This is a genomic window from Bacillus sp. AK25 (assembly GCF_048270685.1).
GTDB lineage: Bacteria > Bacillota > Bacilli > Bacillales > Bacillaceae > Bacillus > Bacillus altitudinis.
Map to the genome: position 1 here is coordinate 3,587,211 of NZ_JBLUWC010000001.1, position 26,569 is coordinate 3,613,779.

Consider the following 26,569-nt stretch of genomic DNA (forward strand, 5'->3'; position numbering starts at 1 on the left):
ATATAGAGAGTGATGTCGATCGATTTTTCATTTTGCATGAATCATACAAATTCATCACATCAAAAAGATTCATTTTACGAATGCATCTTACACACTTATGATGAACATAACAACATGGTTAGGAGGATTCGTCAGATGAAAGATATTAGAGTGTATCATGTTGATGCGTTTACAACTGAGAAATTTGGAGGTAATGCCGCTGGGGTGGTGTTGGATGGGGAATGGTTAACGGAGGATGAGATGCAGAATATCGCCAAGGAGTTGAACTTACCCGAGTCCGTTTTCTTACTGCCGGCACATGATGAGAAAGCCGATTATCGAGTGAAATATTTCACTCCAACGGAAGAGGTCAATTTCTGCGGGCATGCGACGGTTGGGTTGACTTGGCTTTTAGCGACGGAGCTAGGGATGGCTAAAGAAAAATCAGGGGTTGTGTTAGAAACAAAGATCGGCCATGTTCCCGTTGTATGGCACGAAGAGAATGGCAAAGTTGTGGATGTGGAGATGACACAGGTCACGCCAAAGACGCGAGATTTTATCATCGATGTAGAAGAGCTTAGTGATATTCTCGGTATAAGCAGTGACAGGATTGATCCATCCTATCCTATAAAATTAGCAAACACCGGAAACTGGCATCTCCTTGTTCCGCTGAAACACCAGAATGACATTGATCAAGCAGCACCAAACTTAGCAGCTTTAGGGAAAATGAATAAAGCGCAGGGTATCACAACGACTCATCTTTATACGTTTCAATCCACAAAAGACTGTGATCTTTATACAAGGGATTTTGCACCTGGCATTGGCATACCCGAAGATCCTGTAACGGGAGCAGCAAACGGGGCATTGTTTGGAAGGGATCATTTCTCAGCAAGAAACCACTCATCTGCGTATTGCTCAAGGTGATGCAATCGGCAGACCAGGATTGCTTCGTATCACGGTCATTCCGAATGAAGCAAAGCCGGTCATTAAAGTAGCAGGAGCAGCGGTTATTACCATTCGTGGGGTGGTCACGCTATAAATTGATCAGCTTGAATAGAGACTCTCGTTCAAGCTGAATCTATTTAAAATGATCTTTGACCGCTTCAATCCATCTTTTAGTAGAGGGAGAGGCTGTGTTAAAAGATTTAAACGCCATATTGATTTCGCGATAAACACGGGTCTCAAGTGGAATCACGTTCAAATGAGGCACCTGAGGCGGCAACATCAACTTCGGAATGATCGTAAGCCCAAGGCCTTCCTGAACCATAGAGATGAGCGTATTGTTGTCCCCAATCTCAAATAAAACATGGGGTTTTACGCCTCTTTCTTTTAATAATTTCTTAATGAGTTGATCACAGCCCGCTTTTGGCATAATAAATGGTTCATCTTGGAACGAAGCCACTTCCATCACCTTCTTTGTATGGAAACGATGACTCTCTTGCATGATCACCACCAATTCATCTTGAAACAGTGGAACAGTTTCCAAATCTCTAGATGGCTGTGTTAAAAACCCAAGATCAACTGTGCCAGATGCGATCCACTCTTCAATCTCTTCATAGCCGCCTTCGTATAACTCCAATTGGATATTGGGATAACTTTTTGTAAAACGATGAATGAGCTGCGGAAGCATTTTTGAAGAAAAACTAGAAAACGTGCCGATTTTAATACTCCCCAATTCCATCCCTTGAATCAACGCCGCCTCCTGCTCAAGCAATGACGCATGATGAATGATTTGGCGAATATGGGGCAGCACTCGCTCACCTGCATCTGTCAGCGACAGCCCGTTTCGATTCCGATGAAGCAGCACAATCCCAAGCTCTGACTCAAGCTTCGCCATATTATGACTCACCCCAGACTGCGTCAGCCCAAGCTTCTCACCAGCTTTTGTGAAACTGCCGCATTCGACGACTGTTTGAAATACTTTGTATGGGAATGTCATTCGTTTGCTCACCTCACTTTAGATCTTGGCAAAACCTACTGTTAGACATGTCTGTTATTTTTCGATTTAATTGTTGTTCGACCAATTGAAAACATGCCTGCTGAATCCATAAACGTTTAAATGTATAGAGTTGTTCTTTTTCATCGCCATGCATCTCTTCATCTTCTTCTAACTGAAAATCTGTTAAATCGATTTTGTCATGAACATGCATATGAATAAAAACATGCGCATTGTGAAAATCATGCATATGCTCTACTAAAGCTGAGATATTGGTGATAAAGTCATCAAATATATCTTCTTCTAGCGTTTTCTTGAGATCTAGATGGCTGTGCACATCCATTGATATGTAATTATCTCTTTCATCCAGTTCTTCTTGAGTGGCCAGAGGGTTATCATGAATCGTTGCTTTTCTATTTAAATCTGTAATCGAGAAATAAACGATGATGTCTTTATTATCGAGAAATTCATACGCCCATATCTCTGCATCTCTTAATCTTAAAATGCGGGTGAGATTGTCCAACTTTAAACCCTCCAATTAATTATTCATTGTCGTCGACGAAGACCTAGACGCCGCTTCATCCGCTTTCACACAATCAATCGCAACAACCAATGCAATCATCACAGGCTCCATCTCTTCTTTCAAAATATCCACCTTGTAGCTATCCCCCCAAGTAAACCATTCCTTCTTTACCTGGCCGATCACTTCGCCGCTTTGCAGCACTTGGAAATTCATATCCCACCAGTTCCCTTGTACTTCGATACCAGCAGCATCAATTGAATATTTTGCTTTGAAGAACGTAAACTCTTTTTTGATCGTCAATACCTCTTGCCCACCGACTTCTACTAAAAACTTTGGTAAAAAGCTAAACATTTTCTTCGTAATTACAGCGATGACGTCTCGTTCTGTATTCAAAATGGTGAACGTCTTTGGCACCTTCATAAAGCTGCCTTCGACCACATATACATCATTTTCCTGTTGGTCCTTTACCGTAAACCGGCCGCTCAGACTAAATACTTTTTGCTTCATATACAGCTGCTTCATAAGTACCTCCGATTCAGTTCAAAAATTTATCCGTTCTTCCCTTACCCCTGATTATACCAAAAAATAGAATGTGCAAAAAACCACCTGATAGCAGGTGGTTTTCGATTACTGATCCATTTTCAGAGATTCTTTTTCATATGTTTGAAAAGCATCTTCCATTCCCATGATGACCTCTTTAATTTTGACATAACCACTTGTGTAAGGAATAGAATCTCTAATCTCTTCCCACATAAAATGATAGAACTTCAGGTCATCTGTTTCACACATCACAAAATCTGTGTAATCCTTACCTGGAAGAGCTTCAGCATCAAAAAAGCGCACCGTCACATGTTCCTCATATTTTTGCATCAACTCTTGCAGCGAAGCCGCATGGGTTCTCCGCTCCTCTCGTGGTAAAGCAAGCCAAGATGGATAGAACTCTAATAAAACAACCATCATATATTTCATCATCATGCCCCTCGATTCTTCTATGATGTGATGATTGTACGCCAGATCTAGAGAATGTGCATTAACATAGGTTAATGTTCAGCAGGATGTAGCAGCCTGCTCAGCGAAACCGGAGAAATACCGATATATGAGGCAATATGATATTGAGCGATACGTTGATGTAACCCGGGATATTTCAATAAAAACGCCTGATATCGCTCAATTGCTGGCAAATATAGCAGTTCCCTCTCACGCTCTTCCTTTCTCGTATACAGCCTTTCAACACTCACCCGAACAAACCGCTCCCACATATGACTTCTGTCCATCAACATTTGAAGCAGATCATACGGAATTTCAATCACGATAGAATCCTCCATCGCTTCAATCGAATAAGGAGAAGGCTGCCCGTTGATCATACTTGCATAAGAAGTAGCAAAATCATCTTCCAACGTAAAAGCCACATTATACTCCCTTCCATCCGGTAACAAATAGAACAGACGGAAGAGCCCCGTTATGCAGAAATAAGCATGCTTCACTGGATCGCCAGCCTTGATCAGGCATGTACCCGCTTTTAATTGTTTAATCGCTGTTCCATCTTTGAAGGCTTGCCAATGATTTTGTTCAATTGGATATTTCGATATTTTGGTTTTGAAGGTGTCGTATGGGTCAGTTATTTTGTCCATCTGTAAGTAACCTCTCGATTAATAGAAGAATTGATAAAAAATGGTGTCAGAAAACACTCAGGTTATAATGGAAATATAAGCGATGATGAAAGGAGAAACAATGAAAAAGATCACTTTTTTTGACTGGACCATCCATTTACAAGCAGACTTAACAGCGATTACAGATCATTATGAAAAGAAAATGGTCATTTTAGAGCCATCCATTGAACTAAATAGCATCATCTGGATGGATGACAACAACGAGCTACAAATCAAACCTACTTGGGATTGTGTCATTTCAATTGATCCAACCAATAAATCACTGACAATCCGGCAAACAAAAGAAGTATTCGGAGATGTGTACGAATGAAAATAGGAGGAACTATGAAGAAAACCGCTTTTTATGATTGGACGATTCACTATCCTGACCATTTAACAGCAGTCAAAGATGATACAGAAAAGAAAATGGTCTTTCTAGAACAGACTGTTGAATTTAAAGGAATTATTCGTATTGATGAGAATGATGAACTGCAAATAAAACCCACTTGGGATTGTGTCATTATTATGAATGCAAAACAGATGTCTGTCACAGTTCGTGATGCAGAAGATGTTGTCGGTTTACCATAGAAATAAAAAAGTCTCGTTTGAGGGAAATCACTCAAATGAGACTTTTTCTGTTAATCACCATAATTATTTAATAACCATTTACAAAGTAAGCAATGGTTTCTAGTTCATCTTCTTTCAGTTCTCTGTTCACATGTGTTTGATATTCACTCTTGATTCTCTCCTGATCTCCACCATAAAGACCAGTGTATTTCGCAATCGTTCGAAGCTTATCTCTTTCCTGACGAAACTCTTCTTTTGTCCACGGTCTTTGGTGCGATGGAATATACGTCTCCGCATCAAAAGCATCTAACTCATCTAAAAGACGCAAAATTTCTTTTACCGTATAATGTACTTTTTCGGCATACATTTTCGGATAAATACAATCAGCAAGAAACAGGATTTTTTCCTCTTTCACATACACGATCACTGAATCTTCGGCATGATCGCCTCCAACATGCTGCACAACACAAGTGACCCCGCCAAGATCAATCTCCATCCGACGATCAAACGTCACATCCGGTAAAACGACCTGAATCTCTCGATGATTCTGATATTCTTCCTTAATGGCCTTCGCACAAAACTCAATCTCCGTTCCTTCCCTCACCCGCTCATCAATCGCCTCATCTGACCAAGAAAACGGAAGAAGCTTCTCCATTTCTTTTCTGGTTTTTGCAGAAGCAATTGAAACCGCATGAGGCAACGCCGGCAGACCAAAAATATGATCCCAATGCCAATGCGTGAGGACAACCATATCCGGCATGGCATTCTCGTGTTCTAAAGTTTTTTGGATGAAATAGTTCGCATGATCTTCTGAATTACCGGCATCGATCATTAATGTTTTGTTATTGCCTACGACCATGCCTAGGATGGGGCGGTCGGTGAGTGATACTGGTGTGATATAGGAGAAGGTTTGGCCTATTTTTTTGATCGTGTGCATGGTGTGCCTTCTTTCTAATATTCAGATTTTATTTTCGTAGTGCGAAGGTAAACCGAATCCTATTTCTTTAATAAGTATTTGGCTAACTTTCGATCTTCCTTATCCTTTGTCTTCACAGCAATATGTTCAATCAATTCTCTTGTGGCCGCTTGCTGAGAATACGAAGGAGACCATTCTTTTAATACACTTAAAGCATGATACTGTAAATTTCCATCATTTGATCTAAGTGCAGCTTGAATCAATGGTAATCCTACACCGTCGTGTTCATATAAATCTTGCACAATATATTGTAGACAAGCCACTTCATCATCTGAGAGGTTTGATAACGATAAATGTGTTTCTGCAAATGTGCAAAGCTCTCTAATATGCTGGTGATGATTTGTGTCCATCACAGCAAAGTATATTTCACTATTTGCCGGATCTTTCTCAAGTAAAGCAAATAGATGCTCCATCACATCTAAACGATAAAAGAGAGCGATTTCAAGTGCTTGGGAGCTAAAACCCTGTTGTAACGAATCGGTTGCAAGCTTTGGCCATCTACTGTCATTGATAAACGGTTGAACCGCTTCCTGGATAGCGTTATAATCGTCCTGTTTCCATGAATCATTCAATCGGTCTTCCCAAATCTCTTGATCATCATTTAAAAACTCATTTATTTTCAATATTGGATAAAAGTCCTCAATTGCTTGGCAGTGCTTATGAGCATGGTGAATAAATCGGCAGAGAACTGAGCTTGCATTTGAATACTCATCGATTCCGTAGATAGAAACCTCATCTTCTAATAATGCTTGAATGATGAGACTCGCTCCATCGTATAATTCTTTGGAAATTTCAGCTTCTGATAAAGCTGTTTCCAGATCACCATTAAGAGCACAAGTATAAGCTAAGTATTCATTCATGATTGTATTTGCGCAGCCCTTTGTTAGGAGCCATCGTTTTATTTCTGGCGTCGATGCTTCCAATTGCTCAACAGCCGAAATCTTCCCCCATCCATTAACGGACTTTGCAAGACGCCAAACATGTTCGTTTCCTTGAATTGCGCCATTCTTCAATGCAAACACGACATAAGAAGTAAATTCTTCATGCATACCTATTGTGAATAAAAGCTCTTTGTATTTTTCGCAGTTCGTACATCCAAGTATCATGACTGCAAATTTGACAACCTCCCGATGCGCTGCATGTTCAAGAAGCCATAACGCTTCTTGCTGTACACGGGATTCATCCCATTGTGTTTGCTGAAATCGTTCAATTAGCTCACTGTTGCGACTCGCCATATTGTTAGAAATGATTTTTTCATATGTTTTTTTTCTAGTTTCGTTTGTAGGATGATTCAGTTGTTTTTCAAAAAGCTTTAATAGTTTCTTCACATAAAAAGGGGCAGGTCGTTCATCTACATAATAATCAGATAAACCGGGAGCCAATCGTGGTTCATTTTCGTCAAATAAATAATCTTCATCGGGTAAACGGTCGTCTACTATTTTATGATGTGATTGAATTTGTTGTTGAATAAAGGGAACGATTTTCTCTTTATGATCCCATGGGAGAAAGTCTATCTTCATTGATTCATCTAAAACCGTTTCATGATCTACCTTCACCATACAACGAAATCGTACATACCCACCAAGTTTAACGGACACTTTGTGTTTTGTACCATCTTGAAGCTCCAATATCCCTGACAATTTTGAATAAGGGATCATATGAGTCAATAAACTTTTTCGTTGTTTTTTATCAACTGTCACACCATCAATGATTAGTTGCTCTTCTTTTATTTGGTTTATAATTTCTATAAAATGCCCTTTATATTCAATTTTCCATGTTTTATTTATTTCTTTTTCTATATCTTTTATTACGTTACGTATTTCATGTTTAAAATCAGCTTTGAAACCCATGAAAGTCTCCTTTAAGAACGCAATATGTCCTTATATATGTTCGTTGTCAAATACTGAAATAATAATTCAATATTAATTACTTAAATAAAGCTTCACTTTTTTTTATAACTCCCAGAATCATTACTAATTAACTCCTTCATACATATTTTTTAACAAATTTAACAAAATCCACATTAACTATTTCGATCTTATTTAATAAATCACTATGTTTATTTTTATTCTGAAATAAATATGCAACCGCTACTAATGTATCACGAAATGTAAAGTTACTATTATTTAATAAATAGTTTAAAATCAACTTTATTTTCGATCCATTTATGACATTTTTTCTTTCTAAATGCCGACAAATTAATACATATAAGACGGTAAATTGAGATGGATTGAATTGAATATATCTCCAGTTTTCAACTAAATTCTTTAACTCTTTATCACTTAACACTTTCCATTTACCAGAGAAAATAATATTATTTAATATTTTTCTATTATCTTCGCCTTCAATTGATATGTATTCATCTAATATTTTCTTGTACCTTTTCAAATCTATACCGCTCTCTTCTTCTAATCTACATAATTTATTAACTAATTTAATTAAGTTACCATTATTAATTATTTCTTTAGTTCTTTTATCTATAATTTTTTCACTAGTGAAGGATACCATTTCTTCACCATAGTCAAGGCCAATTACTTCAACTGTATTTTTATATTCTTCTGGACTTAAGAATTTTGTTTTCGAGGAATTTAACACTAACTCTTCATTCCATAGTAAATAGCTTATTTCATTAAGCAAGTTATTATTTCTTTTATAGTCCATCTCACCATCTAAATAAATAAAATACATATCATCAACAAATCTAATTAGATTTATGTTTTCTCTTGAAGCTATTTTCTCTATTTTTGAATCAAATTCTTGCAAATATACTTGAGATAATATAGATGAACCTATTGAATAATGAAATTGTGGTAAACAATCAAAGCCACAAAAATTAAGAAAATAACTCAAATCATCAATAATTTTATTTTCTCCTAGTAAAGTTCTTAATTTATTTATCAACGATTTTAATTTAATCGAGTTAAAAAAATCCTGTAAATCTATTTTTAACACGGGAAAATCAAAGTATTTCTCTCTCTCTTTTTGAAAACTGCTATAACTTTTATTAAATCTAGCATTTTGTTTGACATCCGAATGATTAGAACTTATGTCTAAAAATCCTGAATAAAATATCTTCATTCGTTCTTTTGAGAAATCTAATTTAGTATCTTCATCTAAAAACAATTTGGCTATTCTAAAAACAATATAAGTATAATATGCATAGTATATTGGACTTATCAAATACATATTTCTAGGTGTAAAATAATCGTTCTTATAAATAAAATCTCTTGCTTTAAAAGGGTTATTATTTTCACAAAAATCTTTAACATCTCTTTCTAATTCAATTTTAATAGCCGAGAAACTATGTTTATCAAAGTAATTGGTAATAGCAATAGTTTGTGGGTTATATTTTTTAGATTTGGACATTGATAATATATACTTATATGTAAGCTCAATAAGTTCCATCATATCACTCACTTTAGAAAATAAATATAAATAGTAACTATAGGAAATAAGAGTATGACCATATTAACATGTAATAAAATGTTGTCTACTGTAAAATCTTTTATTTTCTTTTTCTTAAATTCTTTATCTTCTATTATTTTATTAAATCTATGTTTTGCATCATCAACAGAATCATGATTTTCGTTATTCTTAAGTATTGACTGATACTCAAACATAATAACATCAAATCTCTCTATTAATGACTTGTCATCACTATTACTATTATTTTTTTCTAAAAACAACTTTTTTAACTTTAAAATTAAGTCTTCTATATCTAATTGATGATAGTGTGTTTTTAAAGCCCTCTCATTATAATTCAACTCATTTACATAGTATTGTAATAGGATTACGTAAATCGAGAAAACTCCAGCAATTAAGCTAAAACCACTATTTGATAAACTAGGTTCTACTTCCTTTCCTCCAAGAGACAATAACACAAATATTACCGCTTCAATGTTTAACCAGAAAAAAATTATTTTCCATTTGTCACTATACTTCTTTAAACGTTTACTCATTTCTATTCTATTATTTCTAGTTCTATTTAAAGTATTAATTTTTGTTTCTATTTCTGATATTATAGTTATATTTTTGTACTCCTTCTTCACAATTCCGCTCCTTTCTTAATATAAAATACTATATATATTAATACTAACAATTTGATTTTACTTATGATAAGGCTCTCCGTAATGCACCTAAGTGAGGTTTTATCTAAAGGCAGCTCCTAACACGAATGATAGTCACTGCTCAATACTTTATATTATAAAACTCTCGCCCTTTAATACATTTTTAAAAGGCTCTTGAGCATTTTTTTAAAGTCAAAAAAACATTTTACTTTTTTAGGTCTAAACTACCTATCTATTTTTTTTACAAATTTAGCGCTCTTAATAGAATAGTTCCAGAGATGTCATCTTTTAAGATTTCTCTTGAAGAACTTATTGCTCTATCGGGGCTAAACAAATGAAGCTCTATACGATTATATCTATTCTTATTTTTCTTCATTATAAAATCCACTAAGCAGGGAGTAATATCTAAAGGAAATTGTATAATCTGATGCCATTCTTCATTAATCAAAGCCTTAATTTCGAGTATCAATTTATTATGATTTTCTAGTAATACAGGTCCAACGGTTACTAGATTTGTACCTTTATAAAGAGTTAATAATTCTTTTGGAGCCTCTGCAAATAAAGATAATGTACTTAATCCTGTAGGATACTTTTTTAAATATACACCCTTACTTATCTCTATTTCTCCAGCTTTTTTTTGTAAATAATCTTGTAATATATCTTCAATCATTGTAAAGACTGATGAAAATGCCGCTACATTAACTCCCTTAAATTCTTCATTTTCAATATGTTTAATAAAATTGCTTTTACTTAATGCAATATTTTGTCCATCTTTAGCTACTTTGGATAAGTCCTCTTCTTGTTCTTCATACTTCATAATTTTAAAATCTAAAATACCTATATCACTAGACTCTTTATTTATTTTAAGTGCATATAAATTAGGAATTAGTAGATGTTTTTTTGTAATTTTATCGAATTCTTTTACCATATATAGTCTTCTTCCATTAATATCTTCTCTAAATAAATCCTTATCGAAATAATAATGTTCGATACTAATATATGGTGTGTCTTTACGGTGCTCTGGTACTGGTAACAACATAGAATACACATTGTTCCCATGATATAATACTTCAGCATCTCCAAATTCACTATTAATATCATCAGCATCTCTATCAAAAATAAATATTTTACAATATTCATTCTCCAATAAAGCATGATAATCACGAATTTTTTTTAATATATCGTTACCCATCTGAGTTTTTTTATCAGGTTCAAAAAATTCAATATCTAAGCTTTCAAACATGTCATCTCCATTTAACTTTTTTAAAGCATATTTTAAATGTCTCCAGTCTGTTTGTCCTTCTGTAATAATTATATTTTTACTAGGATTAGTTAATTCATCTAATCTAACGTTTAAGATAGGAAGATATTTTTTTATAAATACCTCTATAATTCCATCGGAGGAGGCTATTTTAAAAAGAATTTCATCTTCTTCAGGGGAACATTCAGTTTGAACAATTCCGCTTTTGTTTAAATACAGCCTATCCTCATCCTCATTCCCATATAGAAATATATCATCATCTAAGAGCATAAGATCCTTCAGCTTAAATTTAAAATAGGCACAATTACTCGAGTTTTTAGAAGTATGTGATACCATCTTTATATAAATCCAATTATCTTCAAGTTTCTTTAGTATTTTAAAACCCAAATTCAAATCTATAATTTTCAAACGAATATCATGTTCCATATTCATCTCCCTTATAATAAGAACTCTATTACATCAGATTATATATATTTCTTCAAAAACCTCATTCACTTATGATAAGGCTCCCCCCGCACAATCCGAAACGCTCGATAAATCTGCTCCATCAACACCAACCTCATCAACTGATGCGGAAACGTCATCTTCGAAAACGACAACTTCTCATTCGCCCGCTGCATGACAGCGTCGCTTAATCCAAGCGATCCACCTATGACAAAACACACCTTACTTTTTCCGTATGTTGCCAGCTTATCTATTGTATCGGCTAATTCTTCGGAAGTTTTCATTTTTCCTTCGATGGCGAGGGCGATGACGTGGGCGTCTGGGTTGATTTTGCTTAGGATGCGTTCGCCTTCTTTGTCTTTGATGATTTTCATGTCTTGCTCGCTGAGATTCTCGGGTGCTTTTTCGTCTGCGAGCTCAATGATCTCGATTTTTGCGTATGCTTGTAATCGTTTTGTGTATTCGGCTATGCCTTGCTTTAAATATTTCTCTTTTAATTTTCCTACTGTGATAATTGATATATTCACAGGTCATCCCCACCTTAAGAACAAGTTATTCATATAAGTTATCAACAATTGTGGATAAAATTTGTGTATTTTGTGTCCGATCATTCGTTCCCCACTATATATATTGCAGGTTCATCGCACAATTCACAGGTTGTGGATAAGCTGTGTGTATGTTCGATTTTTCTGAATTCTGGCGGTGTTTCGTGATCATCTATGTACATGTCTAGTACGGTTTCTATATGTTCTGCACAAGCATAAAGTGATTTGTTCATAAGTTTCTAATTCCTCCAATATGTTGTTTGGTTATGCACAAGTGTTTCGCTCATTGTTCAATATAACCGATTTATTCACATGTTAATAGTCTTTTACCATTTTCCACACCTTTTATCCACAAACCAAATAAAAAAGCCTCCACTCTTGTGAAGGCTTCCTTCTATCAAAACGGATTGTAAAATCTCGTTCCTCTAACAAATGTAATCACTAGCGACACAATCAGCACCACGCCAACAAACAATAACGCCGCATAATCTGCTTTTTGAAAGTCTTTCGCCGTAAACCATGTGCGTTTTTTATGCTTTCCAAACCCGCGCAGTTCCATCGCATTGCTGATCGTTTCAATCCGCTCTAGGCTAGAAAAAATCAATGGCATCACAATCGAAAGCGCATTTTTAATCCGTTTCCCCAGTTTTTCATTCTTCGATAAATCAATGCCTCTTGCTTGCTGAGAAATGGCAATCGTGCGAAAATCACGCTGAATATCTGGAATATAGCGCAAAGCAATCGCTACCGCATACGAAATCCGGTAGCTGACCCCGATTCTGCTGAGCGATGAGGCGAATTCACTTGGATTTGTTGTGACAATAAACAATAGCGCCGCTGGCATCACGGTCACGTATTTCAGTGTAATGTTCAATTGATAGAAAAGCTGTTCAAGTGTGACGTTGTACCAGCCTGCAATGTGAAACAGCTCGTGCTTCGCTCCATAGATGGCGACACCTTGCTGGGGAGCAAAGATGTAAATGGCGATGTTATTGATGACAAGAAAAATCGCCAAGACAATCACTACGAAAGAGATATCACGAAATCGTACGTTTGATAGCTGAAAGAACACGATACTGGCAACTAGCATAAACACTAATACGCCTGTATCATATGTGAGCATCGCTGCGGATGACCAGAGGATAAAGCAAATGAGTTTGGTGGCGCCTGTCAGCCGGTGAATCGGCGACGGGCGGTCGATATAGGACAGCATGTCTACAGCCATGTCATTCGTTCCTTTCTGTCAACCTCAATGAAGCGATCCACGAGTTCATTTGGATTCGGCCAATCAGCTTTCAGCGCCAGTTCATACAGCGACGTTTCCTTTAAGCTCGCCTTTTGGACTAGCAACTGATCTGTCAGCACTTTGGCTGGTGTATCATCTGCGATTTTTTCTCCATCTGAAATGACAATGGTTCTTGTTGTGTATTCGAGCATCAAATGCATATCATGGGTGATCATCAAGATCGTGACGCCCTGCTGATTTAATTGCTCTAAAAATGTCATCATCTCTGTGTAATGTCTAAAATCCTGTCCGGCGGTTGGCTCGTCTAGGATGATGATTTCTGGCTCTAACACAAGAATGGATGCAATGGTAACGCGCTTTTTCTGTCCAAAACTGAGTGCTGAGATCGGCCAATTTCGAAATGGATACAGCCCGCATACTTTTAAAACCCGCTCTACACGATCCTTGATGTCGTCTTCCTTTACGCCTCTTAAAACGAGACCGAGGGCGACTTCATCAAAAATCATTTGTTTCGAAATCATTTGATTTGGGTTTTGCATGACGACACCGATTCGTTCGGAGCGCTGTTTGATGGTGTCTCCTGTGATGTCATCGCCATTTAAAAAGATTGTCCCTTTTGTTGGCTTTTCAAATGCGCAGAGCACCTTGGATAGTGTCGTCTTGCCAGCGCCATTGGCACCAGCGATGCTAATCATTTCTCCTTTTTTGACGGTAAAAGAGATGTTGCTCAGCGTGTTTGGTCTTGTCGGATAATCAAAGCTCAGCTCACGCACTTCTAGTAAATCCGGCGCTTCATTCTGCTCGACTGATGGCTCAGATGCTTCCATCCATTGCTCGATTTTCTCTTTTGCCTCGTCATTTAAGGTGAGATGCTGTAAATTAGCGATCTGATCTCCTGCTTCAACCGGAATACCTGCATATTTCATCGCTCTCACATATAAAGGCTCACGTAAATACGCCGCTTCTAATACATTTGAGGCGAGCAATTCATCTGGTGTCATATCCGCTGCAATCGTGCCTTCATTGACAACGATGATGCGGTCGACATGGCGGAAGAGGACGTCTTCCAATCGATGTTCCACCATCACGACCGTTTTTTTCGTTTCTTTTTGCAGACGGTCAATGAGGTCGATCACTTCTTTGCCTGTTGCGGGATCAAGGCTTGCCAGTGGTTCATCAAACAGCAAAATGTCGACATCGTTGACAAGTACGCCTGCGATGGCGACACGTTGTTTTTGACCGCCTGACAGCTCATGCACGGATGATGACAGTTTGCCGTCTACCTCTGTTAATTTTGCCGCTTTCTCGACACGTGTTTTCATTTCTACGCGTGTGACTTGATCATTTTCTAGTGTGAACGCGATATCTTCTCCAACGGTCAGCCCGATAAATTGTCCATCAGGATCTTGCAGCACCGTTCCGACGAGCTGTGAGAGGGAGAAAATGTTCTCTTTCTTTGCATTTTTCCCGCCGATGTGAAGACTTCCTTCCATAGAACCTTTATAAGACGCAGGAACTAGCCCATTGATACAATGGGCTAGTGTGCTTTTTCCCGATCCAGACGGGCCTGCGATGAGGACTTTTTCTCCTTCATAGATGGTCAGGTTGATATCTTTCAATGTTGGTTCTGCCTGACTGCGATACTTGAATCCGAAATGTTCGAATTGAATCATCGGTTTCTTCATTTATGTGTTCCACCTTGCTTCATGATGTTTCTTTCGATAGACTGCCGCTTTTGCTTCTTGTTTTCGCATAAGCCGCAATGATGATGGTGCCTAGTACACCGACTGTGATGATGTTAGATAGACCTGCAACAAAACCTTGGAAGAATGCTTTATTAACTGGTTCAGCATAAATAGCTACATCAAGAGTTGGTGCAATAACAAACCAACCAAGTGCCTGCACAATTATTTGTACTACATTGAAGAACGCAATTTTTTTCCAGCCAAAGTCGCCCTCTTCTACTTTTAAACGGTTTGAAATAAAACCAATCATCAAACCTACCAAACCAGAAACGATAATCCAGCTCCACCAAGGTCCAAATGTGGTGGCATCTTTAATGAGATGACCAATAAATCCAATTAATGCGCCTGCAATAGGACCAAATAGCACGGCCATTAACGCAAGGAACGCGTACGATGTTTCAATTTGTGTATTCGGAATTCCAGTTGGAATGGAGACGAAGCGTCCTAAAATGACAAAGACGGCTGCGCCAATTCCGATGGCAACGACAGTTTTCGTTGAAAGTTGTTTACCTGCCATGATGTTTCCTCCTCTTATTCATATATAATGCGCGGAGCTTTGCGAATCGAAAGGCGCCAGCCTGTGCCTGTACCGATGTTATAAGCCTTTGCAAATGACCCTTGATTGATCGCCACGCCTAAATGATCGAGTGAATTGACATATACGAGTGGTTCGCCTACCTTTAAATCGGCAAAAGATCGTCCATAGGTCATGATATTTTTATACACATTTTTTGGCCCGTTGGCAATGGTAACTTCTATTGCATCCCCATAATTGATTGAAAGCTGTTCAAATAACGTATGATGAATGTTTGTCCATAGGTTTCCAAACCGCACATCTAAAATATCAATCGTCCCTGTGATCACTTCTTCTTCCGCATAAGCTTGTACGACTGGAAGGTGAATAATGTCCTCTATATTCGCCTTTGGTCCGACCTCTTCAAAAGAAATCACACCTGAAGCAATTCTCGCGCCTGTATAGGCGTAAATGTCTCTACCATGGAATGTATGTGATTTTCCTGACTTCGGCAAACGGTTGATGGTTTCATCTAAATACCGAGCCTCCACGATGCCAATATCCTGTGCGACATGCGTAAGTGTCCCATTATCAGGTGTGATGATGTAGTGTGAGCTTGTTGTTTTGACGACGAGGCTCTTTCGCTCTGATCCAACGCCTGGATCAACAACGGAGACAAATACCGTTTCTTCCGGCCAATATGTGACCGTCTGAAGCAAGCGATAAGACGCTTCCCAAATGTCGTATTGGGGAATGTTGTGAGTTAAATCAAAAATGCGGATGCCGCTGCTCACTGTATTGGCTACGCCGTACATTGCGCTGACCGCTCCATCATCAATACCGAAATCTGATTGTAAAACCAATGCATGTTCACTCATGTTAATCTCCCTTTCATTTGAAAAAATGGTTGTGGTGTTTCACGTGGAACATTTGAACATTTGTATGAAAAAAAGTGGACAATAAAAAATACCCCATCCTTATCTATGAATCATAAGGACGAGGTATTTGTCTCGTGGTACCACCTTTATTTACTGTTTGCTCGCGCTAAACAGCCTCTACAAGTACAAAGCTCCAATTTGGCTCATATACTGTGGTTTTGATAACGAGTACCAACTCTCGTCGTCACCTACTAATATCATGGATATGTTCAGCACGAGGCTCAGAGACCATTTTTCGAATCATTATTTTTGCTTCTTTTCAGCTACCGAAGCTCTCTGTGGAAAAATTGATGATTGTACTTTCTCTCGTCATTGCCTGTTTAACTATCTTGAATTAAAGCTATCATACATGATGTTTTTTGATAAATCAAGATATTTTTCTGAACATTTTTAAAAATGAGTTAACTGTTCTGGAAGAGTCTTCTTTTTTATAAAATTTAAGCAAATGTTAAAGAGCGAGATATGGTGTCTTTCTTTTCTAGCGGTATAATAAAGATGAAGGGAGGTACAGTGTGTGTGGACCATCTGTATGAATGAATTTAAGCAGCTCTTCAAAAGCACAAAATCCATCTTAACAATTGTTATTATTTTCATTTTATCTACTTTTGTATCAAGTCTTCCATTTATAGCTGCTTATCAAGGGAAGTGGGAACAGGCAAAGGACCCTTATTCCATTGGGAATGAACTAGTGATTTCGTTATTTGGTTTCTTCCTTATTTTTTTATTATCTCATGATATTTTGAGCCGCGAAATTCATTTGAAAACCATTCGTTTTCTCGTCAGCAAAACGACCCGTTTAAACATTGTCATCGGGAAATATCTTGGGCTGATGCTGTTTTGGCTCAGTTGCATTATGACCACATATATATTAAATATGGTGATTTCACATCGTTTTCTGTTCTCTGATGCCTTAAAAATATTAACGTTTATCAGTGTCGGCATCTCCTGTGCTTTGTTTTTGTCCATGCTCTTTCCAACACCACAGAAATCGATGTTTGTTGGCATGTTGTTTTCCTTTCTATTTCCAATCATGAGCATGATGTCTGTTCTTTCTTCAGAACGGTTGATTCACTGGTTCCAATACGTGACGCCTTATTATTATGCGCGCTGGAGTGAACCGCTGACCTATGTGCTGATGAATGCCGCATTGACTGTTGTCTTACTCATTGGAACTGCACTACTGTTTCAGAGGAGGGATGTCTAAGTGCTTCACACAAAAGGGCTGACAAAAAAATATCGGACAAAAGTCGCAATAGATCATATTGATCTTGATATCCATCGAGGGGATATCTTCGGCCTCATTGGACCGAAGGGTGCTGGTAAGACGACCTTTTTTAATATCATTACAGGGATCTCCCGCCCCACCTCTGGCACGTTTATCATGATGAACATGACGTCGTTAAAAAAAGTACGTCATCATATCGGTGTTCTGCCTGAATATACAGATTTATATGAAGGACTGACTGCTATTGAGCATATTGCCTATTTATCGAAAATTACGGGTACTCGCCAGAAAACGAGCTATTATGAAGAATTACTCGAATTTGTTGGCTTACATCGTTATCATCAAGAGAAAGTCGGTGCCTTTACACCTGGGATGAAGAAGCGGCTCGGAATGGCTCAGGCCATCGCTCATCAGCCTGACTTTATTTTACTTGATGAGCCTTTTGCGGATATTGATGCAGATTCTATCTTACATATCCAACGGGTGATTGAATCATTAAAATTTGAAGGAAAAACTGTCTTTTTAACAGCAGACGAGCCAAGGTTCACCCAACCTATTTGTACCAAAACAGCTTTCATATCTGAAGGAAAAATCGTGTCCTCAAGTACTCATCCTCAAGAGAAAACCATCACGTCCTCAACCATTCGTGCCACCTTCAAGCATGCATGGATTGATGATGAGGTGAAGCCTGTTCTCACGCAGTACTTACAAAGTGTGGGAACAGACCTTGTGATCAGAGATGACGAGACCTCATTGTTGATTCGTTCAGAAGCTCAAGTCCCAGCCATCATCCGTGCGTTTGTGAAATGCAAAGTCGACCTATACCGAGTCACGGCGCAAGATGCCATGATGTCCACATAAAAAAGTACCGTACGCTCGCCGCACGGTACTTCTCTTTTTTTATAAAGGCTTGCTCATGTAAATCCCAGTCTCAGCAAATCCCGTTTTCTCATAAAGTGAGCGGGCGATTTGATTATGGGCAAAGACATGCAGCGATAGTTTCTTCACACCTAATGACTTTGCCTGCTCTTCTAATGCCGTCATGGCCTGTTTTGCCAAGCCTTTTCCTCGATACGCTTCAAACAAAATAAAATTATAAATAAATCCTTCATGCTGGGGATGATCTGGATCATAGCAAAGCCATACCCATCCAATGGCTTCTTCTCCATGTAAGATATTCCACAACTCATGATCTTCTGTCTGAAGGCCTTCAGGAAGCAGCCGGTCAAATTGTTCCTCTGCGTTCTTTTGCGCTTCTTCCTGATTCCACGTCCCTGCGAGTACCTTTTCTTCTGCGTACCGCTTAATAGCCTTCTCTATCAAGACGTCATAATCCGTTTGTGACATTGGCTGTAATGTGACCAATCGTATCTCCCCCTTTCCTTTATCATATGCCGGGCATGTAAAAAAAGCCAGTCCCTTATAGGAACTGGCTAGCCACCGAACCGATCGGTTTGGGAGAGTTTGATCTCGACTGATTTTTTCTTTCCGCTTCGGTAAAATTGCACCTTTACCTTGTCGCCGACTTTCTTTTGATAAAGATATTTACGCAGATCGACGATATTTTGTACTTCCTTGCCGTCAAACGACGTCACGACATCCAGCTCTTTTAACCCCGCTTTTCCTGCTGGAGACAAAGGCTCGACACTCATCACGACGACTCCGGTTGTGACCTTTGATGGCAGTTTTAACGTTTCCTGCCAATGATAGCTCGCAATATCTGCTAGTGATTTCATCCCAACACCAAGGTACGGACGCTTTACCTCTCCATAGCGCTCTAAATCCTCTATGACAGGGATCACCAGATTCGCCGGAATAGACAGCCCAATCCCTTCCACCTCTGACTCCGCAATCTTCATTGAATTGATGCCGATTACTTTGCCGTCCATATTGATCAAGGCTCCGCCGCTGTTCCCAGGATTAATGGCGGCATCCGTTTGCAAAACTTCCGCATTCCAATCCGTCTGTCCGTCCCCATTAGAATCAACAGGGATCGCACGCTCCGTTCCAGAAATCACACCTTGTGTGACGGAGCCAGCAAATTCAAGGCCTAATGGATTTCCAATGGCGATGACAGGCTCACCTGGTTTGACATGGTCTGAATTGCCGAAGGCGGCGGTTTTCTTGATCTTATCACTTTTGACCGTGAGTACCGCTAAATCCATCAGCTGATCACTGCCGACAAGATTTGCCCCGATCCTTGTCCCGTCCTGAAGGCTCACTTCAAGCTGGTTTGCGCCTTTGATGACATGATGGTTGGTCACGATATAAAAGGTGTCACCCTTTTTTTTATAAATCACACCTGACCCGCTGCCTGCTTCACCGCCTTCTTCCCAAAAGCTCGACTTTTGAATGTTAATGACGCCGACAACTGTATCCGACATACTCGATACCACTTTTGTGACCGCATCATTCACGTTCACATTGACGGTCTTTAAAGGGCCATCTGATGCCTGCTGATCTCCAGCTGTCTGCCAGCCAAAGGGGCTGCCGCTTTGTCCAGACACATAGGGGAAAAAGAATCCCATTAAAAAAGCTCCTACCAATACACCGATCAGACCAGATAGGAAATATCCTTTTCTGCTTCGTCTCGGCTTCCACTCTACATCGCGATAATCCACTATGTTTCCTTCCTTTCAGTGAATAGATGATGTATATAGTGTTGGTAAGAAGCTCTTATCTTAATCATACGATTGTAAAAATCATACGGCGCAAAGCGGGGTTGCTTTTTTCGGGTCCGTATCATATAAATCAAAGCCGTCCCCTACAACAAAGCCCTTCATTTCAAGCGTCTGCTGGACCGCCATACGGGCTAAGTCCTTCATGTTGTTGTCTTGACTCAAGTGGGCCAAATAAATGCGTGAGGTGGCGTCTCCAATCACGTCTGTCATAGCAAGAGCTGCATCTTCATTGGATACGTGTCCGACATCGCTCAAAATTCTGCGTTTAATACTCCATGGGTAACGCCCCATTTGCAGCATGCCGACATCATGGTTGCTCTCAAATACGAACGTATTGGCTGATTTAATAATCCCTTTCATCCGGTCACTCACATAGCCTGTATCCGTCATAAGGGCAAGTTTACGCCCGCCATAATGGAATACGTAAAACATGGGCTCTGCCGCATCATGTGATACGCCAAATGATTCAACATCGAGACCGCCGAATGATTGAACCGTCTCCATATCAAAGTGGAATTTCTGCTCCGTATCCACTTTCCCAATATGTGACTCCATCGCCTTCCATGTTTTCGCATTTGCATAGACAGGAAGCTTGTACTTTCTTGCCATCACACCGAGTCCTTTAATATGATCTGAGTGCTCGTGTGTGACAAAAATTCCGTCCAAGTCTTCTGGCTTTCGGTCGATTTGACCAAGCAGCTCCACCATCTGTTTGCCGCTTAAGCCCGCATCTACTAAAAAAGCATGCTCGTCTGTTTCTAAATAAAAAGCGTTCCCCGTACTTCCGCTCGCTAGTACACTGAACTGCAAGCTCATGTTCTCTCACTCCAATGAAGATTTGTCTTCTTTCTCTATATGATCAAGGGTTGAGCCATCAATGGCATTGATCAAATATTCTTCTTCTGTCTTTTTCTTTGAACCAGCTGCCACGCCTTCAATCTCTACTCGCCATACAGGAACCATGACTTGAGTGCTTGCACCTGGGTATTGCGTGTAGTAGCCAAGCTCCACTTTTTTCACTGTCGTGTTTTGGCTCAGCATATTTTGTGTATATAAGTCCTTCACCGTTTCAAGCGCTGGGACAAGGGTTTCTTTTCTCACTTCATTAATCGATGTCACCATCGACTGCCGGTACGAGACGACCTCGTTTTGATCGTTCACATCCAATGTGATCTTCCCAATAGTTTCGGTGTCATCAAGACCTTCTTGGAAGATGTATTTTCCTTTATACGTTTGGAAAAAGACGATTTCACCTGTTTCTTCATCGATGCTCCAGAGCTTATAATTCTTACCATCCAGTAAACGCTGGCTCACAAGATTGGTCGCTGCTGTTTTCATATCTTTTTTCGGCAATGCGACTGGTTTATTGAAGGTCATTTCAAGCAGGGTGACAGGATCATCTTTCTCGGTTTTCGGGAATGTGCTTTTCGTCTTTTGATCAGCTAATCCGTCGACATCCTTTTTCGTATATTGCTTTTTCTCAGCTGTAATACGGTATCCAATCTTCGCTTCATCTGATAGATTGCCATATTTGATTCCGTCTGCCTTCATTTCTTCCAGCGTATCTGTTTTTTCGATAATCGCAAAATGATCGGTCGATCGCTTTTCAAAGTATTGAAAACCTAGAAAGATATCGAGAACGAGAAAGGCTAGGATAAAGATCGTTTTGGTCTTATTCCACTCCATGATTCTCGCTCCCCTCTGTCAGCAAATCATTCGTTAAAATGACGGTTTTTCCGTTATATTTCATACACCAGACCGGCTCTAGCCAGACAAACATCGCTTGATCCTGATCTGATGCCGTGGATGTCGCTTGATAGGCAGGGAAAATCTGTTCAATTTTCTCTAAATCATCATACTTCGTCTGCTTGATGATCAAGTTTTTCAGCTCTGTCCCATTCATCAGTTTGACCTGTTCACTCTGACTCGCTTTGTTGCCGAGAATGTAATTTGGACGCTTATAACTCAAAATGTCATCATTCGCCCATTGCACTTCAAGTGATGTCATACCAAATGGATGCTTTGTGCTGTTGACGATCGGCAGTCCATCCATAAACATATTAAAGGACAGCTGCTGGTTGCTGTTAATGCCGAAGTATTGATAATTATCGGTAAAACTTCCGGTATCATTGAAATATTTCACGCTTCGCTTGATCAAATCTCCTGTTTGGAATACGGTACTAGAATTGATATTACGATGCTGATATTGGATGCGGTGGTCTTTTTGATTTGCTTCAAGACGACTCGTTCCATCTGTATACACCGTCCGGTTTAAATTAGACTCCTCCCCAACTAGACTTGGGTCTGTAAACAAAGCGTCCTTGAATTTGCTTGTCTTAATCGTTTCGATAAAGAACATTTTCGCTTCAAGCTGCTTTTGCTTCTGCGGCAGAAGGAAATCTCGTTTTGAATTCGTAGAGAAAGTATATAGATCATAGCGTGGCATCTCGTTTTGAGCGGCTGCAATACTATCCATCAGATTACGATAGTTGGCAGATTCAATTGTCAGCTCAAGCACCGTTTCCTTGCTGTATGAAACCAAATAGACTTTCTTATTGGCCTTATCCGGCTGAGCGAACGGCACAATCATCCGGTCAAACGAGTTGTATTCAATGGATTTATTCGGCCATTTAAACAGCGCTTGGAAAATATCAATCGGAATCGGATCATTGAACACAAGATCCAATGTTTTGCCTTGTCCCTCGCGTCCATAGAAGAAATTCTTAAATTTCTGCTCGGAATATTGGTCCGACACATCAGCAATCTCTTTGACATCCCACAGGCTCACATCATTCCAAAAGTTTTGGAAGAGTTCCTTTTGATCCACTTTGAAATGCTCTCCATTGGAATGAATGAACATCTCACGCGGCTTCACGACATCAATGAGACTCCGAGGCTCGTCGCTTGAAATCTTCTTCGTTTCCACGACCTGTGTGCCGGCATCCGCCTGATCCTGCATGACGGGCTGGAACATCCAAATATTCCACGTAAACACAAGACTGATCGCAATTAGGATTGTCAATATAATGGTTTTAAAGGTCTCACGCTTCATCCCAATCATCCTCTTGTTCTTCATTGTACGGAAGGCTAAAGGTTACCGTTGTTCCTTTTCCTTCAATGCTGTCAGCCCAAATATCTCCGCCATGAGCCTGAACCATTTCTTTTGCAATCGCAAGACCTAGGCCGGTTCCGCCAAGCTTTCTTGTTCTTGCCTTATCCACTCGATAAAAACGTTCAAAGATTTTATCCATATCCTTCTTCGGAATACCGATTCCTTCATCTTTGACACTGAATAACACAAGACCTTGCTCCTCATCCAAATCGACAGTGAACGTAATGTGTCCACCCTCTGGCGAGTACTTCATAGCATTGGAAATGATATTATCGAGCACCTGAGTGATTTTATCTTGATCAATTTCCACATATATTTCACGCTGCGGCAGGTTGCGGATGAAATCGACATGCTGCTCCTTCGTCATTTCAAAACGATCAATGACGAGCGAGATAAACCTGATAAAATTCGTCCACTCACGATTGAATTGATAATCCTTGCTGTCGAACTTAGACAGCTGGAGCAGGTCATTCACAAGTCTAATCATGCGCTCTGTTTCATTTTGCGTGACACTGAGGAACCTTGGCGCAAGCTCTTTATCACCAATCGCACCTTCAGCGAGAGCCTCAAGATAGCTTCGCATCGTCGTAAGCGGTGTGCGCAGCTCATGCGATACGTTCGCCACGAATTCACGACGTTCCGCATCAATTTTTTCCTGCTCGGTTACGTCATAAATGACTGCAATTAAACCATCAATCTTCCCATGCTCTTTCTGAATCACTGAGAAATTCACACGCAAAACAGACAGTTGATCTTCTCGTTCAATTTCTAGCAGCATGGAGTCTTGATTTTCGACTAGATCTTCAAATGTATGAGTTTCTTCTAAGCCAAGCAAGGATGTGATCGGCATCTCTAGAGCTGTTTCACGTGAAACATTCAAAAGCTCTAGTGCCGGGCTGTTTAATAGAATAATGGCCCCGTTTTGATTCGTGGCAATGACGCCATCGGTCATATAGGCAATAACAGAAGAAAGCTTTTTCCTCTCACCCTCTGTCATCAGCTGCGCTTCCTCCAGCTCTCTCGTCAGATGGTTAAATGTCGTCGCTAGCTGACCAATCTCATCATGTCCATACTTTCGGACCTTTCTGGAAAAGTTCCCTTTGGCGAGCTCGATCGCTTGCTTTCTCATATCCGAAATTGGGTGTGTAATGGTTCTGAATATGAATATACCAAGTAGAGCGGTCGTCCCAAGTGCGATGAGTGTACCCGTCGCTAAAATGGTGTTGATCGTTCGCATTTGGTTAAAAACACTTTCCATGGATGAGACCACATAAATGACACCAACAGTTTCTTGGTTCTCATTTTTCACGGCTGTCGCTGATATGCGGACTCGTTTATTCGATTCTGGGTCATAGAATTTTTTCTCGTAGTCTTTGCCAACCGCGAAAATACGGCTAATGATTTGATCTGTGATTTTCTTCCCGGCAATCTCTTGACTGCCGTTATTCACAGAGGCAATGACCTCTCTGCTTTCGTCAATATAGCTGACTTCAGAAATTTCATTAGACTCGTCTTTGTTGTTAAAATCGTTTAGTATCTTTTGAGCATCCTCTTTTAATTCTGCCTTGCTTTTCGATGAATCTTGTTCTAGGTAATACGATAACGAGTAGATTCGCTGATTCAAGGAATTATCATATGAATTAATTAAGGACTGCTCTAGCTGCTTCACAAAGTACACGCCAATGATCTGCATGGCGACAATGATCAGCAGCACATAAATCAAGGTCAATTTAAAGTGAATCGAGCGAAAAAAACCTACTTTACTCATAAGAATCTTAGTCCTGCTCTGGGTTTCTTAAATAGTAGCCGACGCCTCGTCTTGTTACGATCCAGCTCGGGTGGCTAGGGTTGTCTTCAATTTTTTCACGAAGACGGCGGACTGTCACGTCTACTGTACGGACATCTCCGAAGTAATCGTAGCCCCATACAGTTTGCAGTAAGTGCTCACGAGTCATGACTTGTCCAATATGCTTCGCTAAGTAATGAAGCAATTCGAACTCACGATGCGTTAACTCAATCGTTTCGTCACGCTTGGACACAACATACGCATCTGGGTAGATCACAAGTGAACCAATCTCGATATCATTTGATTCAGATTCTTCCTCTGATTGCGGAGCAGCCGTCTGTCTTCTTAAATTTGCTTTTACACGTGCAAGCAGCTCGCGTGTACTGAATGGCTTTGTGACATAATCGTCCGCGCCAAGCTCAAGACCAATGACTTTATCGATTTCAGAGTCTTTTGCTGTCAGCATGATAATCGGCATGTCATATTTCTTTCTCACTTCACGGCATACTTCAACGCCATCTTTGTTCGGCAGCATAATGTCGAGCAAAATAATGTCTGGCTTAATTTCTTCTACCATTTCAAGGGCTTCATTTCCGTCATACGCACAATGAACCTCGTAGCCCTCTTTTCTTAAGTTAAATTCCAATATATCCGCAATCGGCTTTTCATCATCTACGACAAGAATCTTTTTTTCCATTGTGATTTCCTCCTGCATTTTTAGCATCTATGTCATTCCATTTTGCATGTCTCATTACGCCTTCTTCATTTACGCAAAAAAGGCTCACTGTCTATTATAACGTTTTACGAGGCAAAGATAAAAATAATAACGGCTTTCTTAGCTAGTAAACGTTGGATAGAAGAACTTCACCCAAAAAATTTGATGACTTTTTCCTTTTTTATTGAAACTTTTCCAGTCACCAAACGTCTATATACATGTAACGTCTTCTTCTTATGGAGCCGGGCCCTACCTAGGTCCGGCTTCTCCCTTTTTATGCCTTCTTTTCATAATAAAAACGCACCTGCGATTGCAGATGCGTTTGGAAGTGGCTCGGGACGGAATCGAACCGCCGACACACGGATTTTCAGTCCGTTGCTCTACCAACTGAGCTACCGAGCCATCATCAAAAGATGAATATGTATAAATGGCGGTCCGGACGGGACTCGAACCCGCGACCTCCTGCGTGACAGGCAGGCATTCTAACCAACTGAACTACCGGACCTCAGTAACTTGCCCGAAAAAGCAATCGTGGTGCTCCTTCAAGCAAGTGAGGAAAAATTAGCTTAACGCTAAAGTAAATCAATGACCCGTACGGGATTCGAACCCGTGTTACCGCCGTGAAAGGGCGGTGTCTTAACCGCTTGACCAACGGGCCAA

At 39.6% G+C, this 26,569-nt stretch carries 27 protein-coding genes, 3 tRNA genes, 1 pseudogene and 1 other annotated feature; of the genes and pseudogenes, 5 read left to right on the forward strand and 26 right to left on the reverse strand.

Annotation, left to right across the window (positions count from 1 at the left end; all coding sequences use genetic code 11):
• Positions 1 to 135 precede the first annotated feature (135 nt).
• Positions 136 to 1,018: pseudogene (locus tag ACNO7B_RS18520) on the forward strand (PhzF family phenazine biosynthesis protein).
• Positions 1,019 to 1,057: 39 nt separating this feature from the next.
• Here ACNO7B_RS18520 and ACNO7B_RS18525 read toward each other — a convergent pair.
• The 5 genes from ACNO7B_RS18525 to ACNO7B_RS18545 all read right to left on the reverse strand — a co-directional run bounded on the left by ACNO7B_RS18525 (position 1,058) and on the right by ACNO7B_RS18545 (position 4,069).
• The gene (locus ACNO7B_RS18525; RefSeq protein WP_410684123.1) at positions 1,058 to 1,918 is read right to left on the reverse strand and encodes a LysR family transcriptional regulator; all 861 of its coding nucleotides are present in this window, start codon (positions 1,916 to 1,918) and stop codon (positions 1,058 to 1,060) included.
• Positions 1,919 to 1,931: 13 nt separating this feature from the next.
• Entirely contained in the window at positions 1,932 to 2,438 is a 507-nt protein-coding gene (locus tag ACNO7B_RS18530) for a hypothetical protein (RefSeq protein ID WP_410684122.1), read from the reverse strand.
• 15 nt (positions 2,439 to 2,453) lie between these two features.
• Complete coding sequence (locus tag ACNO7B_RS18535) at positions 2,454 to 2,960, reverse strand: LURP-one-related/scramblase family protein (RefSeq protein ID WP_048002606.1); 507 nt, start codon at positions 2,958 to 2,960, stop codon at positions 2,454 to 2,456.
• Positions 2,961 to 3,065: 105 nt separating this feature from the next.
• Entirely contained in the window at positions 3,066 to 3,407 is a 342-nt protein-coding gene (locus ACNO7B_RS18540) for a darcynin family protein (RefSeq protein ID WP_008347446.1), read from the reverse strand.
• Between the two features lie 71 nt (positions 3,408 to 3,478).
• The gene (locus ACNO7B_RS18545) at positions 3,479 to 4,069 is read right to left on the reverse strand and encodes a Crp/Fnr family transcriptional regulator (RefSeq protein ID WP_236797794.1); all 591 of its coding nucleotides are present in this window, start codon (positions 4,067 to 4,069) and stop codon (positions 3,479 to 3,481) included.
• Positions 4,070 to 4,169: 100 nt separating this feature from the next.
• Between ACNO7B_RS18545 and ACNO7B_RS18550 the strand changes: the two genes are divergently transcribed.
• Together ACNO7B_RS18550 and ACNO7B_RS18555 are read left to right on the forward strand one after the other, a co-directional pair.
• The gene (locus ACNO7B_RS18550) at positions 4,170 to 4,418 is read left to right on the forward strand and encodes a hypothetical protein (RefSeq protein ID WP_024718483.1); all 249 of its coding nucleotides are present in this window, start codon (positions 4,170 to 4,172) and stop codon (positions 4,416 to 4,418) included.
• 14 nt (positions 4,419 to 4,432) lie between these two features.
• Positions 4,433 to 4,675, forward strand: coding sequence for a hypothetical protein (locus ACNO7B_RS18555; RefSeq protein WP_417901818.1), 243 nt, complete (start codon positions 4,433 to 4,435; stop codon positions 4,673 to 4,675).
• A gap of 67 nt (positions 4,676 to 4,742) precedes the next feature.
• Here ACNO7B_RS18555 and ACNO7B_RS18560 read toward each other — a convergent pair whose 3' ends face one another.
• From ACNO7B_RS18560 to ACNO7B_RS18610, 11 genes are all read right to left on the reverse strand, one after another.
• Positions 4,743 to 5,591, reverse strand: coding sequence for an MBL fold metallo-hydrolase (locus ACNO7B_RS18560; RefSeq protein WP_410684112.1), 849 nt, complete (start codon positions 5,589 to 5,591; stop codon positions 4,743 to 4,745).
• Between the two features lie 59 nt (positions 5,592 to 5,650).
• On the reverse strand, positions 5,651 to 7,480 hold the full coding sequence (locus ACNO7B_RS18565; RefSeq protein ID WP_417901819.1) for a hypothetical protein: 1,830 nt from the start codon (positions 7,478 to 7,480) through the stop codon (positions 5,651 to 5,653).
• Positions 7,481 to 7,616: 136 nt separating this feature from the next.
• On the reverse strand, positions 7,617 to 9,035 hold the full coding sequence (locus ACNO7B_RS18570) for an RNA-directed DNA polymerase (RefSeq protein ID WP_417901820.1): 1,419 nt from the start codon (positions 9,033 to 9,035) through the stop codon (positions 7,617 to 7,619).
• A gap of 8 nt (positions 9,036 to 9,043) precedes the next feature.
• Complete coding sequence (locus tag ACNO7B_RS18575; protein ID WP_144626519.1) at positions 9,044 to 9,679, reverse strand: SLATT domain-containing protein; 636 nt, start codon at positions 9,677 to 9,679, stop codon at positions 9,044 to 9,046.
• A gap of 259 nt (positions 9,680 to 9,938) precedes the next feature.
• A complete protein-coding gene (locus ACNO7B_RS18580; protein ID WP_417901821.1) occupies positions 9,939 to 11,384 on the reverse strand; it encodes a hypothetical protein in 1,446 nt (481 codons plus the stop codon).
• Between the two features lie 65 nt (positions 11,385 to 11,449).
• Positions 11,450 to 11,929: a 23S rRNA (pseudouridine(1915)-N(3))-methyltransferase RlmH gene (gene rlmH / locus ACNO7B_RS18585; RefSeq protein ID WP_417901822.1), complete on the reverse strand. Its 480-nt coding sequence runs from the start codon at positions 11,927 to 11,929 to the stop codon at positions 11,450 to 11,452.
• Positions 11,930 to 12,009: 80 nt separating this feature from the next.
• Entirely contained in the window at positions 12,010 to 12,180 is a 171-nt protein-coding gene (locus tag ACNO7B_RS18590) for a CxxH/CxxC protein (RefSeq protein ID WP_008360116.1), read from the reverse strand.
• Positions 12,181 to 12,344: 164 nt separating this feature from the next.
• Positions 12,345 to 13,172: an energy-coupling factor transporter transmembrane component T family protein gene (locus ACNO7B_RS18595; RefSeq protein WP_007497370.1), complete on the reverse strand. Its 828-nt coding sequence runs from the start codon at positions 13,170 to 13,172 to the stop codon at positions 12,345 to 12,347.
• Positions 13,163 to 14,878 (reverse strand): ABC transporter ATP-binding protein, encoded by a 1,716-nt coding sequence (locus ACNO7B_RS18600; protein ID WP_417901823.1) that lies wholly within the window; start codon positions 14,876 to 14,878, stop codon positions 13,163 to 13,165. Before ACNO7B_RS18600 ends, ACNO7B_RS18595 begins: the two co-directional genes overlap by 10 nt.
• A gap of 19 nt (positions 14,879 to 14,897) precedes the next feature.
• On the reverse strand, positions 14,898 to 15,455 hold the full coding sequence (locus ACNO7B_RS18605) for an ECF-type riboflavin transporter substrate-binding protein (RefSeq protein ID WP_417901824.1): 558 nt from the start codon (positions 15,453 to 15,455) through the stop codon (positions 14,898 to 14,900).
• Between the two features lie 14 nt (positions 15,456 to 15,469).
• Entirely contained in the window at positions 15,470 to 16,330 is an 861-nt protein-coding gene (locus tag ACNO7B_RS18610) for an SAM hydrolase/SAM-dependent halogenase family protein (protein ID WP_007497378.1), read from the reverse strand.
• Positions 16,331 to 16,441: 111 nt separating this feature from the next.
• Positions 16,442 to 16,712, reverse strand: a binding site (T-box leader).
• 192 nt (positions 16,713 to 16,904) lie between these two features.
• Here ACNO7B_RS18610 and ACNO7B_RS18615 point away from each other — a divergent pair.
• Positions 16,905 to 17,594: an ABC transporter permease gene (locus ACNO7B_RS18615; RefSeq protein WP_025208317.1), complete on the forward strand. Its 690-nt coding sequence runs from the start codon at positions 16,905 to 16,907 to the stop codon at positions 17,592 to 17,594.
• Positions 17,595 to 18,476: an ABC transporter ATP-binding protein gene (locus tag ACNO7B_RS18620; protein WP_417901825.1), complete on the forward strand. Its 882-nt coding sequence runs from the start codon at positions 17,595 to 17,597 to the stop codon at positions 18,474 to 18,476.
• 39 nt (positions 18,477 to 18,515) lie between these two features.
• On the opposite strand, the gene ACNO7B_RS18625 is transcribed toward ACNO7B_RS18620, so the two are convergent.
• The 10 genes from ACNO7B_RS18625 to ACNO7B_RS18670 all read right to left on the reverse strand — a co-directional run bounded on the left by ACNO7B_RS18625 (position 18,516) and on the right by ACNO7B_RS18670 (position 26,567).
• Complete coding sequence (locus ACNO7B_RS18625; protein WP_025208319.1) at positions 18,516 to 18,980, reverse strand: GNAT family N-acetyltransferase; 465 nt, start codon at positions 18,978 to 18,980, stop codon at positions 18,516 to 18,518.
• Positions 18,981 to 19,048: 68 nt separating this feature from the next.
• The gene (locus ACNO7B_RS18630; protein WP_417901826.1) at positions 19,049 to 20,236 is read right to left on the reverse strand and encodes a S1C family serine protease; all 1,188 of its coding nucleotides are present in this window, start codon (positions 20,234 to 20,236) and stop codon (positions 19,049 to 19,051) included.
• An 81-nt stretch (positions 20,237 to 20,317) separates the two neighbouring features.
• Positions 20,318 to 21,112 carry an MBL fold metallo-hydrolase gene (locus ACNO7B_RS18635; protein WP_007497388.1) on the reverse strand — a complete coding sequence of 265 codons (795 nt, stop codon included), beginning with the start codon at positions 21,110 to 21,112 and terminating at the stop codon, positions 20,318 to 20,320.
• Between the two features lie 6 nt (positions 21,113 to 21,118).
• Complete coding sequence (locus ACNO7B_RS18640) at positions 21,119 to 21,982, reverse strand: two-component system regulatory protein YycI (RefSeq protein WP_017368442.1); 864 nt, start codon at positions 21,980 to 21,982, stop codon at positions 21,119 to 21,121.
• Complete coding sequence (gene yycH / locus ACNO7B_RS18645) at positions 21,969 to 23,348, reverse strand: two-component system activity regulator YycH (protein WP_017368443.1); 1,380 nt, start codon at positions 23,346 to 23,348, stop codon at positions 21,969 to 21,971. The genes ACNO7B_RS18640 and yycH overlap by 14 nt, the downstream gene beginning before the upstream one ends.
• Positions 23,338 to 25,176 (reverse strand): cell wall metabolism sensor histidine kinase WalK, encoded by a 1,839-nt coding sequence (gene walK, locus ACNO7B_RS18650; RefSeq protein WP_017368444.1) that lies wholly within the window; start codon positions 25,174 to 25,176, stop codon positions 23,338 to 23,340. Before walK ends, yycH begins: the two co-directional genes overlap by 11 nt.
• A 7-nt stretch (positions 25,177 to 25,183) precedes the next feature.
• Positions 25,184 to 25,891 (reverse strand): response regulator YycF, encoded by a 708-nt coding sequence (gene yycF / locus ACNO7B_RS18655; protein ID WP_017359978.1) that lies wholly within the window; start codon positions 25,889 to 25,891, stop codon positions 25,184 to 25,186.
• Positions 25,892 to 26,238: 347 nt separating this feature from the next.
• A tRNA-Phe gene (locus ACNO7B_RS18660) sits at positions 26,239 to 26,311 on the reverse strand.
• A gap of 26 nt (positions 26,312 to 26,337) precedes the next feature.
• Positions 26,338 to 26,414, reverse strand: a tRNA-Asp gene (locus ACNO7B_RS18665).
• Positions 26,415 to 26,495: 81 nt separating this feature from the next.
• Positions 26,496 to 26,567 (reverse strand) — tRNA-Glu (locus tag ACNO7B_RS18670).
• Between the last annotated feature and the right edge of the window lie 2 nt (positions 26,568 to 26,569).